Source organism: Arcanobacterium phocisimile, from assembly GCF_016904675.1.
GTDB classification, from domain to species: Bacteria; Actinomycetota; Actinomycetes; order Actinomycetales; family Actinomycetaceae; genus Arcanobacterium; species Arcanobacterium phocisimile.
This window is the reverse complement of record NZ_CP070228.1, coordinates 1,621,551-1,636,105: the sequence shown is the minus strand read 5'-3', so window position 1 is coordinate 1,636,105 and position 14,555 is coordinate 1,621,551. Positions and strand designations below refer to the sequence as shown.

The window sequence follows — 14,555 nt, the reverse complement described above, 5'->3', positions numbered from 1 at the left end:
TTTTATGGCGGTAGAACATCGCGTACTTCTCGGGATCGGTGTCTCGTCGGGAACGGCACACGGCGCGATCGCCGTCGTCTCACCGGCACCTGGTGTCGATACTCATGAACCACGTACTGACGACGTCGACGCTGCGACACAACAAGTATCTGACGCACTCGAAACCGTAGCGACAAGCCTTCTCGAACGTGCCGAGCACGCATCGGAAAAAGCGCAAGAGATCCTCAATGCCACTGCAAAAATGGCACGCGATCGCGGACTAAAGAAAGCCATCGTCAAGGAACTAAAAAACGGTTCTGGACTGACCCGCGCTATCTCGGACGCGATCCAGAAATATGCTGACATGTTCATCGAACTCGGTGGCTACATGGCAGAACGTGCGACGGATCTTTATGATGTTCGCGATCGAGCAATCGCCGTCGCCCGTGGACTGCCGATGCCAGGCATTCCTGAGCTCTCAGAACCATCGATTATCGTCGCCCGCGATTTAGCTCCGGCCGAAACCGCTACTCTAGATCCAGACAAGGCTCTCGGTATTGTTATTGCGGAAGGTGGGCCTACCAGTCACACCGCAATCTTGGCAGCACAGCTGGGTATTCCTGCAGCAGTGCGCGTTGGTAAAGTCGTTGATTTTGCCACCCTGGCACAAGCGGAAGGCGCCACCATGGCGCTTGACGGCGGTGTTGGCGAAGTCATTATTGCGCCTTCACAAGAAGATATCGATTTGCTTACGGAACGCTCCGAACAACGTGAAGCTGCCTTGGCAGACTCTCACGGTGTTGGTATGACGTATGACGGTCATCGCGTGGCACTGCTCGCCAATATTGGTACAGCTGACGATGCCAAACGCGCAGCCGAAAAGGATCTCGAAGGATCGGGTCTTTTCCGTACCGAATTCCTCTTCCTCGGTAGAGAAGCAGCCCCCAGCGTCGAAGAACAGACCGAAGTATATAAAACCGTTTTCGAAGCATTTGGCAAGCGACGCATCACAGTGCGTACGCTCGATGCTGGAGCTGACAAACCGTTGAAGTTTGCTGATCTGGGAGAGGAAGAAAACCCAGCGCTCGGCCGTCGAGGGGTTCGCCTAACCCGAATCCGGGAAGACCTCATGGATAGCCAGCTCGAAGCGTTAGCAGCAGCATACAAGGCAACCGGAGCAGACGTCCGCGTGATGGCACCCATGATCGCCACGATGGAAGAAGCACAGTGGTTCGCTGATAAAGCACGCGCTGTCGGGCTACCGTCGGTCGGAATCATGATCGAAGTACCAGCTGCAGCGATCAACTCAGCACAGCTACTGTCAATTGTCGATTTTGCGTCGATTGGTACAAACGATCTTGCACAATACACCATGGCCGCCGACCGTATGCAAGGTGAACTAGCCAGCCTGCTCGATGTTTGGCAGCCAGCCGTGCTACGTATGATTCGCTCTGCGTGCCAAGGTGGTACAGCTACCGGTAAGTATGTGGGCGTGTGCGGCGAAGCTGGCGGTGATCCGCTCCTCGCACTCGTGCTGACCGGACTCGGCGTACAGTCGCTGTCCATGGCTCCAACAAAAGTTGGTGCAGTACGTGCAGCACTCAAGCTCCACGACCTGTCCACCTGCCAACAGATGGCCGCTTATGCAGTAGATGCTCCAACAGCCAACGACGCTCGTGCAGCAGTGGAGAAACTCATCCATCCGGATGTGAAGTTCCTGATCTGACATTAACGAACAGGTTGAGATCCCCAGTAATCGATTCCGATAATCGATGCGAAAGTTCCGGATCTAGCCGCAAAACATCAAGAGTTGGTGGGAGACTGAAATATCAGTCTCCCACCAACTCTTGACATATGTAGAACAGCGACTCCGCTAATCGAAGGGGTGCGGGTACTTCCTTGAACAACGCACGAACTTCAGCCTCAACGGAGTATCAAAGTTTGCTGAGGCGGCCCTCGAGGGAGTCAAATGCTCCTAGGCTTTAGGCGATGTCACCCGCGAAATATGCATGGCAAGATAAGCAGTCTCATTTTCGTTCAACTCCGTGCCAAGACGAAGTGAAATAAGCTGACTAATATTTTCCGCACAAGCGTACTCATCCACCAACGATGAACGGATTGCTTGACCGATCGTCGAAATTTCATCGTCAAGCTGCTTGCCTTGCGTAATGCGTACGAATAAATATCGCATGTGGGTGATGAGGCGAGCAGTGTTGACACTCGTTTGATCCAGAGCGACACCAAAACTTGCACCGATAACATCAATAACTTGCTGAATAAGACCAGTCATCGTGTAGGTATGAGCCAGATCGCCAGCAGAAAAGCCAGCATTGACAAGGTGAAGTGCTACTGCGATGCTCTCATGCATTGGCAGAGGGGTCAGGCTATCAGCTACCAGAAGCCCATTCAAAGCCGCCAGAAAAGCACCAGCCTGGATGTATTCGTCATGGTATAAATGTTCGACCTCCGCCTGCAATGGGTACTGGAGAATCTCGCCAGTTTCCGCCCGGCGCAATGCCAACTCGATGTGGTCACACAAGGCGATATAAAGAGTTGGGCTGGAGAGCTGATCTTCGGAAAACCCAGCGTCCACCATCGCGCGGTGCACGAGCTCGCGAACATTACCGCTTAATTGGGCGATCAGCGTACCCAAATGGTCAGGGTCACGGCCATCAAGTGGCACAAAGACCCGGACGATCAACTCTGGGTTCAGATGTTGACCGGCCTGGGCCTTAAAACCGACGCCTCGGCCCGTCACGATGACCTCGCGGCCAGAGTCTTGACGGGCCAAGACGACGTTGTTATTAAAGATTCGGAGAATCTCCATGTGTGTCCTTAACGTTGGGTGGTCACACCAGGCGTTAGAACTGCTGCGTGGTCAGCCAGCACAGGTGTGACTGCTGCGAAGGAGCGCGTATTGGTGACCGTAACGATCACTGTTGTCGCGTATCCTGCAGCGGCGACTTTCTCAAAGTCTACCCCTACGAGTGGGCTTCCCGCTGTGATCTGGTCACCTTTAGCAACTTTGACATCGAATCCGTCACCCTTGAGGTTGACGGTGTCGATACCGACGTGGACGAGAACTTCGGTTCCGTCAGCTGACTTGATACCGAACGCGTGGCCGGACTTGGTTACGCTGGAGATCGTTCCGGTGATTGGAGCGACGACGTTGGCCTTGCCGGTTGGTCCTACTTCGGGGACGACGGCGAAGCCTTCACCGAGTGCACGGGATGCGAACACCTTATCGCCAGCTTCATCGAGAGAAATGACCTTTCCTTCGATTGGGACACCAACGGTGTTCTCTGGGAGCGTCACAGTGTTCTTACGGATGTATGAAGGACGCTCTTCGAGTGGACGGTAATCGAGGGCGATAACTGCCAGCATCGAGGTAGTGAATGCTACAGCGATCGCGATGAGGTAAACCCAAGCAGGATCAAAGACGGAGATGGTGAGCAATGAGGTAAAGACGAATGCGTCGGTCTTTACGCCACCGTATGGCAGGCTCAAAACAGCGATGGTCAAGCCGCCAGCTAAACAGCCAGCGAGGAGACGGGAGTAGGCAAGCTTGAAGCGTAGGTGGATACCGTAGAGCGAAGGCTCGGAGATGCCGCCGAAGAGGCCGGCTGCGAGTGCACCAGAAGCAGTCTGGCGCATGACGTTGTCCTTATCGCGGATTGCCAAGTAGAGCACGCCTGCGGTGGTGCCGAAACATGCGAAGTTCCATGCACCCATTGGGCCCTGGATGAAGTCGTAACCCAAAGTTTGGATATTGACGAGCATCATGGCGTTCAATGGCCAGTGCAAACCGAGTGGCACGAGGAATGGGTAGATGAGAGGGATTGCGATTGCGAAGACGAATGGAGCAGTGGCGTTCATCCATGCCAAGCCGAAGCCGAGACCGTTACCGATCCAGATGCCCAATGGGCCGATGAGGAAAGCAGTAAGTGGAATGATGACGATCATGGAGATGAATGGAACGAAAACCATCTGTACGTTGCTTGGGATGATCTTCTTGAGGTTGTGGTAAACCAGCGCAAGAACTGGGATCATCATCAATGGGACGAAGACGTTTCCAGAGTAATCTGGCAGCGTTAGCGGCAAGCCGAAGACTTCTGTAGAACAGGTGGCCTTCTTAATTGCTTCATTTTCCACACACTGAAGAGTGGTGTAAAGCTCTGAGTTGGAGAGCTTGAGGAAGTCTGGGGTGAGGAAGGCAGCCATGATGGTTGCACCTAGCCACGGATCGACCTTGAGCTTCTTTGCCGCGTTAAAAGCCACCATGATTGGCAAGAAGTAGAACACGGAGTGCCACATGGAGTCGATGAAGACCCAGCCTGGCGCTTTGTCAGCTGCGCGGAAGTTAACAACTTCAAATGCGTCAAGAACAGCTGCGAATGCGATGATCAGCGATGCTCCCAAGAGCACGCCAAGAATAGGGCGGAAAGAATCGGAAAGATACTCGAAGAACGTATCAAGCCATGCGTTCTTACCGCGAGCCTTGGAGCGAGCAGCTGCCTTCACGTCGTCGTCAGACTGGCTGTTGCTTGCGTGGGTCTTCATATCTGGAAGGCTTTTGATCGCGCTATACATGGACTCGACTGCGCCTCCGACGATGACCTGGTAGCGGTCACCTGACTGCGGCATCGTGCCAAGCACTTCAGGAATCTGCTCGAGATCCTCTGCCTTGACGAGATCGGCATCATTGAGCTCAAAACGCAAACGAGTTGCGCAGTGAGTCAAGGATCGTATGTTATCTGGTCCGCCAATGGCATTGATAATACCCTTGGCGCTCTTGTCTGTAGACATCCTTGTCCTTCTTTGCTTGTGCTGAAAACAAAAAGACTCAAGAGCGCGCTGAAGCGACTCTTGAGTCTTGCCTATGAAAGTTGCAACCTCTATAGGTTTCTTATCTTACGAACCATCAAGTAGCCAGTCAAGCATTTTCCGAAATTGCTTGCTGTTTGTACATGTTCATCAATCCTAGGACGAACACTGAGCACGAGCGTTCTAGGCGTACAATATGGTCATAGTCAGAAAGCGTGGAGGCTTATGGAAGCAACGAGTATTGCACACGAGTTGATAGCAAGATTTTTTCGATACGCGGCGGTGAGTAGCCAGTCAGATGCATCGCGCTCGAGTGTGCCAACAAGTGACGGACAGCGGGTATTGGCCCGCATGCTTGCCGGCGAGTTACGTGAGCTAGGTGGGGTCGACGTCGTGATCGACGACTTCGCGTGTCTCACGGCGCGTTTCCCAGGAAACCTTCCCGGCCCGACGCTCGGATTTTGTGCCCACCTTGATACCGTCGACGTCGGTCTGAGCCCTGTAATTCATCCGCAACTAGTTCGCTTTGCTGGCCAGCCCATCACGCTAGGCAACGGGCATGTTTTGGACCCGCAACAATATCCGGTGCTCGGTGATTACCTGGGCGAAGAGATCATTTGTACAGACGGTACATCCGTATTGGGAAGTGACGATAAGGCGGCATTGGCGTCAATTATGACGGCGCTATCGAACCTCGGCCACGCCGATCACCCCGATATTGTGGTGGCGTTCGTTCCCGATGAAGAGATCGGTTTGCGGGGTGTGAAATCTCTAGATCTTTCTCGGTTCGACGTCGACGGCGCATACACGATTGATTGCGAAGGCCAGGCAACCATCGCTTACGAGACTTTTAACGCCGGTCAGGCAGTTGTCGAGATTGTTGGGGTGCCAGCTCATCCGATGTCGGCAAAAGGTGTGCTGATCAACCCCAACCTTATTGCGCATGATTTCATCTCCCTTTTTGACCGCAGTCAAACGCCAGAATGTACTGAAGGGCGCGAAGGCTATATTTGGGTCCAAAGTATTGACGGTAATCAGGCACGGACGATTGTCACGCTCAATATCCGCGACCACAACAAACAAAAGTTTGCTGAGCGAAAGGCTCACATCCGAGCAGCGGTTACCGAGATTCAGCAACGTTATCCGCGAGCACAAATCGTTTGCGACATCACCGATATTTATGGGAATATCGCCGATTCGTTAGGGCCAGATAATCAGTGGGTTGTCGATGATTTACGGGCAGCTGTCGCTAGTACTGGGAGAGAGGCACGGCCACTCATTATGCGCGGGGGAACCGATGGTTCCTATTTATCTACGCAGGGAATTCCCACCCCAAATATTTTCACTGGAGGTTTCAACTTTCATTCGGTTCATGAATTTTTACCAGTGTCCGAATTCGAACGCTCCTATCGCACGATCTGGGCGCTTATGACGCGGGAGTTCTAGGTAGTGCACTAGTGACAAATGAGAGTGATGGGTCCACGAAAGCGCGGACCCATCACTCTCATAAGACGGTTGAGCTCGTTGTTCAGGAGTAACGCACCGGAACGTAGGAGCTATATTCCTTAGCTCAGAACCGAAATCTGGAAAGGGTAGTGGTACTGCTCGTGGCGATTTACTGCTCCGAAAGCCTTCAAATGATGCCATAGCGTCAAGACAAAACTGGCAATGATCAGTGGAATTCCAACTGGTGCCAAGATAAGTGTGAAGGTTAGTATCCATCCGATTGCGTTCATCACCCACATGCCGATGTTAAAATTGAACGATTCAGCGGCTGCTGAACGCACATACGTTGACGAATCTTTCTTCAAGCCCCAAATAACAAGTGGCCCAAGGAAAGACAGCGATGTGGCGGAGACAATCATGGCGAGAATTGCAGATAGATGTGCAATTTTTGCCCAGATGAGGTCATCCTCGGATACCGAGGCAACGAGCCGGCCATTGTCATAAATAGATTGAGTCATATGTTTATTATGCCTAGACTTGGCTCAGTCCACTGAGATTTATTCCTAGAGCTAAGTGCTACCGGTAACGAATACCTTCCGCCACGTCACACATGTGCTCAAAAATATCGTCACCCATAGCACGCAAACCATTGTGCTCATGAGAATTGGTGACAATTTCTCGAACCCCGGGCATAAGATCAGCAGTTGTCATCGACAGCTCAAACGGCACGAATGCGTCACGCAAATAGATTGTTGCAGCCCCACGAACTCCAGAAGTCTGCAAAACATCTGGATCGAAAAGCGGTGTCCATCGCCATTGCGCCAATTCACGTGCAACCTCAGCCCAGGGCTGCCAGGCAGGAACAGTCTCACACCAGTCACCAAACACGTGTTCGCCAGTCAACAGCGTGCTATCTTCATGGAAATCAGCAGGCATCACGCGCTCGGCAGACCAGTTAGTGACCACACCGTTAGCCCCACAAGCTTCGTGAAGCAAGAAATAGATCGGATTGCGCGCATCGAATGGCAACTGCGCAGATAGGTCGTGAGCAAACGTCGCCGAACGCGGATCCCATTCGAGAAGATTATGGATCGCCAGCCAGCCGTCATTGCGCCCCAAATCCATGCCGATTGAGCGCAATCTCGACGGCGAAACTACTTCACCATCAGGCAACACAATCTCGCCAGCGGCAGCTAGCTCCACTGCGTTGCGCATGCGCTCGCGGTCGTGTGGAAAACGCGAATAATAGTTTTCCGACAGCCACCGCATCTTATTAAACGTTGCGCTATAAAACTCATCCACATGCCCAGTTACAGGTGGCAGGCCGCCAGTAAAGAAGGCACGGTGCACCGATTCGGGGTGAGTGGAAATGTAGGAAACAGCGGTAAACCCACCAAAACTTTGCCCAAGAAGATTCCACTGTTGAGTGCTAGCCCCTAGGTGTTCCCGCAACAATTCGGCATCTTCGACGATGGAATCTGCGCGGAAATGGCTGAGATACTCGGCAACCTCGTGGGTGTTACCTTGGGAAAGTAGACCCGAATCAACCGGGGTTGACCGGCCGGTTCCGCGCTGATCGAGCATGACCACCCGATAACGCTTGAGTGCCGCACCCAACCATCCTGGCGACAGCGGATTTAACGCAACCCGCGGCGCTTCAAATCCCGGACCGCCTTGCAGATAAACCAAGAACGGAAGATTCTCGCCACCGGTTGGGGTGACAACGCGAGCAAACACCTCGATAGTGCGGGTATCGGCGGCGTCGTGATGAACAAGGGGAACACGTAACGTGTGGTCGTCGAGACGAAGACCTTGTAAATATGTTGTGGTAGTCGCCATCGTCGTTCCTTATACGAAACGTGCCGAAATCGTGCCCATCCGGCCGTAATCACACAAGATTACGTCACCGCGCTCAACCGGCATGGAACGGGTGAATGAACCAGCGAGAATGATTTCGCCAGCATCTAATGCTTGATCGCGGGCGCCAAGCGTATTGGCAAGCCACGCGACACCATTAGCTGGATGGTTCAAAACGCCGGCAGCAACGCCAGTTTCTTCAATAACTTCGTTCTTGTAGAGCAGAGCCGAAACCCAGCGCATGTCTACGTCTTCCGGACGTAGCGGACGTCCGCCTAAAATCATGGCGCCGAAATATGAATTGTCGGCAACAGAATCGACAACTGTGCGACCCGGTCCAGCAATGCGCGGAGCGAGAATCTCCAAGGCTGGCGTGATGAACTCAGTGGCGCGTAAAACGTCATACATAGTGACGTGGGGGCCTTCGAGACGATCTTTCAAAATAAACGCCAACTCCACCTCAACGCGCGGATTGTGGAACATGTCGAAATCAATCAGTGATGAATTGTCGAAAATTTGATCACGGAAGATTGTGCCATGGGTTGGTTCGGTAATCCCGCGCCGATCTTGAGCAGCCCGGGCAGTGAGACCAATCTTGTGACCCACGAGCTTGCGCTCGGCATCGAGTTGTTCTTCTACCCATGCTGCCTGGATCTCGTAGGCGTCATCAATAGTTGCGTGCGGGAGCTGCTCGGAAATTCGTGGCAATATTTCCCGCGTGTGCTGTGCGGCGCTCAACTTCCGTGCGAGTTCGTTGGCTAGTGACCTATCCATAACGTATCCTTTCGTGCAGTCCGACGACGAGAATCCCGGCCGCATGTCGTGTTTTCTGATTGTATTGTGTCACTTTTTGCGGCATAGTTGCCACCGGCTAGAAAGTGTGACCAAGAAATTCAAGACTTTTGGCGGAAAAACCGGGATAATGGAAGTATGGCTACACAATTTAAAACCAAAATGTCCGTCATCGGTGCAGGATCAGTCGGTACTGCTCTTGCGTATGCTGCTATGTTGCGCGGTTCTGCCAACGTCGTTGCGCTTTTCGATATCAATAAAACTAAGGTCGACGCCGAGGTGCTCGATCTTGCCCATGGCACTCAGTTCATGGCTGGTTCGGAACTGATCGGTGGCTCGGATATTACCGTTACTGCCAATTCAGACATCGTCTTGATCACTGCTGGAGCAAAGCAGAACCCAGGTCAGACCCGCCTCGAGCTTGCCGAAAAGAATGCCCATATTCTTGAAAGCCTCATGTCAGATCTCGTCCCGCTCTCACCGAACGCTATTTTCGTGTTGGTCACCAACCCGGTAGATGTCCTTACCGCTGCGGCAGCGAAGTTCTCGGGGCTTCCCGAAGGTCGCGTCTTTGGTTCAGGTACGGTGCTGGATTCATCCCGGTTGCGTTGGCTCGTTGGGCGTAAGATCGGCGTCTCACCGCGGTCGGTCCACTCGTTGATTGTTGGTGAGCATGGCGATAGCGAATTCGCACTGTGGTCATCGGCAACTATCGGTCAGGTTTCACTCCGTGATTGGCGTAATGCCAAGGGTGAAAAGGTGTTCACTGACGATGTGCTCCATGAGCTCGAACAAGAAGTGATCCATTCGGCCTACAAGATCATCGAAGGTAAGGGAGCAACCAACTACGCTATTGGCGTTGCTGGCGCTCGTATCGTTGAAGCAGTGTTGAACAACCAGCGCGCAATTTTGCCTGTTTCTAGTGTTCTGCAGGGCTCTTTCGGAGTTGAAGATGTAGCGCTCGCAGTGCCATGTATTGTTGGTGCCAACGGTGTTGAGCGCCCGATCGAATTCCCGATGGACGATGCAGAACGTGCACGTTTCGATGCTTCGGTTCAAGCGCTTACCGCGGCGCAAAAGAGTATCGGCTTGTGATAGCTGGTGGCTGTTCCTGGCCTCGGTAAGTACCTCAGTAAGTAATTGGAGTCAGGGAGCAACCGATTTTTATAGGTGGGCGGGGAACATCATTGTTGATGTTCCCCGCCACCTATATTTACTAGCGTTTACGAGCTATTCGGCATCTGGCTTAAAGGTGCCGGCTGCGAAGTCGTTTGGCGGCAAACTTCCGGTACGCTTGATGCGGGAGTTATCGTCGTTCCATACGTAGGTGGCGACTGCTTTCTTGGGCATCGTGTGCTCGTCGTCGAGATACCAGACGCGATCGATCTGGATTTCCTTATCAGATACCCGCGAAACCTCTGGCTTACTGAGATAGGGGCGTGCTTCAGCACTACGAACAAATTCGCCGTTGTGGAATAGCGCGACGTCGTAGGGGGAGTTCTCATCGGCATCGCCAGTGGGGATAGTAATCCATGAGATCGCCTTGCACGAATCGAAAGTGGAGGTATCTGCGGCGGAGAAGTCCCAGTTTTTTGTAGAATCAGTTTCAAGCCCTTCCCACGCTGGCGCAATTTCGGTTGCTGCTTTTTGCAATGCTTCATCACCGGAAATCTCTACACAATTTGAACATCCAGTAAATGCGACGAGGGCAACTGGTAGCCCAAGAATAAACCGCCATGCGCGTGATCGAGTCATAGTTCCTTCCTCAATGTCAATAACTAAACGACATAAACGTTAGCACTTTTACACGCCATCTTGCGACGGTTCCGATACGTGAGGTTCGTGAATGATGTAGTGAGGCGTTCTATAAAGTAGCCAAAATGTCATTAAATTGTGTGCACGGACGCATCGTCGATTCGAGTACTTCCGGATCAGGCTGATAGTAACCGCCGAGTGAAATGGGCTTACCTTGAGCAGTGATCAGCTCATCTTGGATTTCTCCAGAGTGATCTTCTAATTGCTGCGCCAACGGTGTAAATACGTGCGCCAGCTCCGGGTCGTTGTTTTGGTTAGCCAGCGCTCCTGCCCAATAGGTAGCTAGCCAAACGTGAGATGAACGATTATCAGGTTGGCCCACACCCGCCTGTGCAGAGCGCTCTTCAGAAAGCACGCGCTCGGTTGCCTGATCGAGGGTGTCAGCGAGTACTAATGCTCGCGAGTTGCCCGTTGTTCTCCCCGCATGGCGTAAGGATTCGGCTATAGCTAAAAATTCACCAAGTGAATCCCAGCGCAGATGGTTTTCTTCAAGTAGCTGGCGGGCAAGTTTTGGTGCGGAGCCGCCGGCCCCGGTTTCAAATAGACCACCACCAGCCATGAGCGGAACTACTGACAGCATTTTTGCAGACGTTCCCAACTCCATGATGGGGAAAAGATCAGTCAAATAATCGCGCAAAACATTTCCAGTGGCTGAAATAGTATCGAGCCCGTATCGGATACGTTCAACAGTAACTTCGGTAGCCCGGCGAGGGGACAGTATCTGTATATCCAACCCGTGGGTGTCGTGCTCAGTTAAGTAGTGCGTGACTTTTTCAGCCATGATCCGATCGTGGGCGCGTTGCGGATCAAGCCAGAAAATAACCGGAGTCTGAGAAATTCGAGCACGCTCAACCGCTAAGCCGACCCAGTTGCGAATCGGTTCGTCTTTAGTAACGCAGGAACGGAAAATATCGCCGTCGTGAACATCGCGGGTCAGGAGGACTTTTCCGTTGTCATCTATGAGTTCAACTCGCCCGGCATCTGGGGCGACGAAGGTCTTATCGTGTGAGCCGTATTCCTCAGCTTTTTGCGCCATGAGACCAACGTTGGGAACACTACCCATGGTGACTGGATCGTAGGCTCCGTGAGCTTTGCAATCGTCTATAACTACCTGATAGACATCGGCGTAGGAAGAGTCAGGAATGACGGCTACTGTGTCATGCAATTGGCCATCGGCTCCCCACATTTTCCCTCCGCTACGAATCATCGCTGGCATTGAGGCATCAACGATAACGTCAGAAGGCACGTGAAGATTCGTTATGCCTTGATCGGAGTTGACCATGGCAAGTTGTGGACCAGCAGATAATTCGGCTGCGAAGGAGTCCTTAATGGCGGGTGCAACGGATCGTAAATCTGGCGCGTTTTCAAGACCGGTGAATATCGATCCCAGACCATTATCTGCGTAAAGGCCACTGGCGTGGAGCACTGCTCCGAACTGCTGGAAGGTGCGTGGGAAGAACGCGCGAACGGCACGACCGAAGATAACCGGGTCGGATACCTTCATCATGGTGGCTTTTAAGTGAAGAGAAAAGAGAAGATCGTGAGTTTTCGCTGCTGCTACGCAATCGGTGAGGAAAGTATCCAGTGCGTTGACGTCCATAACGCTGGCATCAACGACGTCGCCGGCGTCGAGTGTGATGTGCGGAGTGATGGTCTGGGATGATCCGTCGAGTGCAGTGAAAATAATTTTTGCATGGCAGAGTTTTTCGACGACGGTGGATACTTCGTTGTGTTTAAAATCCCCGCTGTGCATTGTTGCGACGAATGTTTGCGAATCCGCGGACCAGGTAGCCATATGGTGAGGATGGGATCGCGCATAGTTTTTGACCGCTTGGGGTGCGCGGCGATCGGAGTTACCTTCGCGTAAGACTGGGTTGACTGCGGATCCTATGATCGCATCGTAGCGGCGACGGATATCGCGATCGGCGGCAGTTGTGGGTTGCGTAGGATAATCCGGCAGGGGATATCCGTGGTCTTGTAGCTCTTTGATAGCTGCCAGAAGTTGGGGAAGAGACGCGGAAATATTGGGGAGTTTAACGATATTGGCTTCTGGCTTTTGGGCTAGTTTTCCGAGTTCGGTGAGAGCGTCTGGTTGTTGCATATGTGGCGGAAGCTGATCGCTAAATGCAGCGATCATTCGTCCAGCTAACGAAATATCGTACGAAGTGACCTTTATTCCGGCTGTGGCAGTAAAGGATGAAATGATCGGCAGGAGGGATGCAGAGGCTAGCATTGGTGCTTCGTCTGTGTGGGTATAAATGATCTCAACCATGTCTACTACTCTCCTTCGAGCGGGACTGCGGAAATAAAGATGTCTTGATGTAAAGATTATCAGGAATGGGGAGAAATGTGTTCCAAATCAACATGTCGGTGTGACATTGCTTGCCAAAGTGCCCTAGGGAGGCTTTATTACTAGGGAAATATAGCTAAGCATTGGTAGTTTTGTATTACGCGAAAACGCTCGCGAGTCAATATCAGGAGGTCGACGATGGCTACATGGAATGAAGGTCCAGGTGTCATTACCCTCCCGTCTGGACGACGGATCAGAGGACGCTCATGGAAGGTTGCAGTCGATGAAGCTGCTGATCTGTCCATCGTTTTAACTACCTCTGTTGGTCATCGTTTCGGTGCGCAAACTCTTTCCTCGCGCGCGGGTGAAACGATTATGATTGATTGGCCAGATTATCGGCTACCGCGCCGTTCTGCGCAAGCGCTACAAACGTTGCGTGAAGCTTGGGAAAGTGCCGCGGAGAAGAAGGTCGAAATTACCTGTGCTGGCGGCGTCGGGCGTACCGGAACTGCACTCGCGATTCTTGCGGTATTTGACGGAATGGATCCCCATTCTGCTATTGAACTCGTCCAGCGTGACTACAATCCGCAATCAGTGGAGTCTCCCGCGCAACGCGCATTTGTCATGGACTTAGGCGCCGACGTTAACTAGGTCTTAGGCGCAGTGATGATGTGTGTTATGCCCATTTCATTTCGTGGTCATTGCCTCATCGGTCCAAATACGGTCTTCTTGACATGAGTTTCAGCGATGTTTGAGTGATACTAGTTCCTATGTTCCTTGATGAGGTAACACCAGAAACTCCAGAACGCCATGTCCTTCAGACTCTGGCGGCTTTAAGTGTTGCCAGTGAAGAAATCGAATCGTATGGCGAGCACGACTCTCAATTCATCGAATGGTACGGGCCTCGTGATGGTCAACGTGTTGTTTTTCTTCACGGGGGCGGATATCGGACCGATATGACACTCGCACATGCGCGTCCTGCTGCTCTAGCTCTAGGGGAAGAGGGCTACCGGGTGGCGCTGGTAGAGGTTCGTAAAGAACGTGGAAACCCACGATTGACGATGTCCGATCTATCTTTCTTAGCCAACCGCACCGATCTGAGCGACGCGATCTGGATTGGACACTCCCTAGGTGGAACTTTAGTTCTTGACGTTGCCTTGGATCCAGCACTCCCCCCACGCAGAGCGATTGCCTTGGCGCCCTTTTTCTACTTAACCGAACTTGCAAGCGCTAATGCAGGTGTATCTGGAATCGAACGCTGGATGGGTGGGATGCCCATCCAGCTTCCAGAGCTCTACCGTAAATTCGACCCGAGCGTACGCAGTGCAGATCTCGGTGAAACTGGATATATTGACGGCTGTTTGAATGTACAGATCATTTACGGTGAAGATGACCAAACTGTGCCAGCCGCGGTAACGCGAAAAATTGCGGAAACTCCAATTCGTACCGCGATGGTTCCGGGAACAAACCACGTCGATCTGATTCGCCCTGGCCACGATGCGTGGCTCTTTCTACTCGGAGCTCTGCGCGCAGAGTAACCTCCAAAGGGCTA

At 52.5% G+C, this 14,555-nt stretch carries 12 protein-coding genes; 5 read left to right on the top strand and 7 right to left on the bottom strand.

The features are described 5' to 3' along the window. Window positions 1-4: 4 nt before the first annotated feature. A complete protein-coding gene (gene ptsP / locus JTE88_RS07405; protein ID WP_204424009.1) occupies window positions 5-1,705 on the top strand; it encodes a phosphoenolpyruvate--protein phosphotransferase in 1,701 nt (566 codons plus the stop codon). 249 nt (window positions 1,706-1,954) lie between these two features. Here ptsP and JTE88_RS07400 read toward each other — a convergent pair whose 3' ends face one another. Both JTE88_RS07400 and JTE88_RS07395 read right to left on the bottom strand, forming a co-directional pair. Then, on the bottom strand, window positions 1,955-2,806 hold the full coding sequence (locus tag JTE88_RS07400) for a PRD domain-containing protein (RefSeq protein ID WP_204424007.1): 852 nt from the start codon (window positions 2,804-2,806) through the stop codon (window positions 1,955-1,957). A gap of 8 nt (window positions 2,807-2,814) precedes the next feature. After that, window positions 2,815-4,785 carry a glucose PTS transporter subunit IIA gene (locus JTE88_RS07395; RefSeq protein WP_204424005.1) on the bottom strand — a complete coding sequence of 657 codons (1,971 nt, stop codon included), beginning with the start codon at window positions 4,783-4,785 and terminating at the stop codon, window positions 2,815-2,817. 300 nt (window positions 4,786-5,085) lie between these two features. Between JTE88_RS07395 and JTE88_RS07390 the strand changes: the two genes are divergently transcribed. Next, window positions 5,086-6,249, top strand: a complete 1,164-nt coding sequence (locus JTE88_RS07390; protein ID WP_239519509.1) for a peptidase T — start codon at window positions 5,086-5,088, stop codon at window positions 6,247-6,249. A 119-nt stretch (window positions 6,250-6,368) separates the two neighbouring features. Here JTE88_RS07390 and JTE88_RS07385 read toward each other — a convergent pair whose 3' ends face one another. From JTE88_RS07385 to JTE88_RS07375, 3 genes are read right to left on the bottom strand one after another with little or no spacing between them, the layout of a single operon-like run. Then, the gene (locus tag JTE88_RS07385; RefSeq protein WP_204424001.1) at window positions 6,369-6,767 is read right to left on the bottom strand and encodes a DUF4870 domain-containing protein; all 399 of its coding nucleotides are present in this window, start codon (window positions 6,765-6,767) and stop codon (window positions 6,369-6,371) included. Between the two features lie 58 nt (window positions 6,768-6,825). Further along, entirely contained in the window at window positions 6,826-8,088 is a 1,263-nt protein-coding gene (locus JTE88_RS07380; RefSeq protein WP_204423994.1) for an alpha/beta fold hydrolase, read from the bottom strand. Window positions 8,089-8,097: 9 nt separating this feature from the next. Beyond that, window positions 8,098-8,880, bottom strand: coding sequence for an FAA hydrolase family protein (locus JTE88_RS07375; RefSeq protein ID WP_204423992.1), 783 nt, complete (start codon window positions 8,878-8,880; stop codon window positions 8,098-8,100). A 156-nt stretch (window positions 8,881-9,036) separates the two neighbouring features. On the opposite strand from JTE88_RS07375, the gene JTE88_RS07370 reads away from it, so the two are divergent. Further along, window positions 9,037-9,993, top strand: a complete 957-nt coding sequence (locus JTE88_RS07370; protein ID WP_204423990.1) for an L-lactate dehydrogenase — start codon at window positions 9,037-9,039, stop codon at window positions 9,991-9,993. Window positions 9,994-10,128: 135 nt separating this feature from the next. Here JTE88_RS07370 and JTE88_RS07365 read toward each other — a convergent pair whose 3' ends face one another. Both JTE88_RS07365 and JTE88_RS07360 read right to left on the bottom strand, forming a co-directional pair. Beyond that, window positions 10,129-10,653 carry an LppP/LprE family lipoprotein gene (locus tag JTE88_RS07365; RefSeq protein WP_204423988.1) on the bottom strand — a complete coding sequence of 175 codons (525 nt, stop codon included), beginning with the start codon at window positions 10,651-10,653 and terminating at the stop codon, window positions 10,129-10,131. A gap of 109 nt (window positions 10,654-10,762) precedes the next feature. Then, window positions 10,763-12,985 (bottom strand): NADP-dependent isocitrate dehydrogenase, encoded by a 2,223-nt coding sequence (locus JTE88_RS07360; RefSeq protein WP_204423986.1) that lies wholly within the window; start codon window positions 12,983-12,985, stop codon window positions 10,763-10,765. Window positions 12,986-13,201: 216 nt separating this feature from the next. Here JTE88_RS07360 and JTE88_RS07355 point away from each other — a divergent pair, with 216 nt between their 5' ends. Both JTE88_RS07355 and JTE88_RS07350 read left to right on the top strand, forming a co-directional pair. After that, on the top strand, window positions 13,202-13,654 hold the full coding sequence (locus tag JTE88_RS07355) for a protein-tyrosine phosphatase family protein (protein WP_204423984.1): 453 nt from the start codon (window positions 13,202-13,204) through the stop codon (window positions 13,652-13,654). Between the two features lie 119 nt (window positions 13,655-13,773). Beyond that, the gene (locus tag JTE88_RS07350) at window positions 13,774-14,541 is read left to right on the top strand and encodes an alpha/beta hydrolase family protein (RefSeq protein WP_204423983.1); all 768 of its coding nucleotides are present in this window, start codon (window positions 13,774-13,776) and stop codon (window positions 14,539-14,541) included. Window positions 14,542-14,555 lie beyond the last annotated feature (14 nt).

Bases quoted from the DNA above. Each gene is read 5' to 3' on its own strand.
- ptsP (WP_204424009.1), top strand. From the start codon at position 5: ATGGCGGTAGAACATCGCGTACTTCTCGGGATCGGTGTCTCGTCGGGA.
- JTE88_RS07400 (WP_204424007.1), bottom strand. From the start codon at position 2,806: ATGGAGATTCTCCGAATCTTTAATAACAACGTCGTCTTGGCCCGTCAA.
- JTE88_RS07395 (WP_204424005.1), bottom strand. From the start codon at position 4,785: ATGTCTACAGACAAGAGCGCCAAGGGTATTATCAATGCCATTGGCGGA.
- JTE88_RS07385 (WP_204424001.1), bottom strand. From the start codon at position 6,767: ATGACTCAATCTATTTATGACAATGGCCGGCTCGTTGCCTCGGTATCC.
- JTE88_RS07380 (WP_204423994.1), bottom strand. From the start codon at position 8,088: ATGGCGACTACCACAACATATTTACAAGGTCTTCGTCTCGACGACCAC.
- JTE88_RS07375 (WP_204423992.1), bottom strand. From the start codon at position 8,880: ATGGATAGGTCACTAGCCAACGAACTCGCACGGAAGTTGAGCGCCGCA.
- JTE88_RS07370 (WP_204423990.1), top strand. From the start codon at position 9,037: ATGGCTACACAATTTAAAACCAAAATGTCCGTCATCGGTGCAGGATCA.
- JTE88_RS07365 (WP_204423988.1), bottom strand. From the start codon at position 10,653: ATGACTCGATCACGCGCATGGCGGTTTATTCTTGGGCTACCAGTTGCC.
- JTE88_RS07360 (WP_204423986.1), bottom strand. From the start codon at position 12,985: ATGGTTGAGATCATTTATACCCACACAGACGAAGCACCAATGCTAGCC.
- JTE88_RS07355 (WP_204423984.1), top strand. From the start codon at position 13,202: ATGGCTACATGGAATGAAGGTCCAGGTGTCATTACCCTCCCGTCTGGA.
- JTE88_RS07350 (WP_204423983.1), top strand. From the start codon at position 13,774: ATGTTCCTTGATGAGGTAACACCAGAAACTCCAGAACGCCATGTCCTT.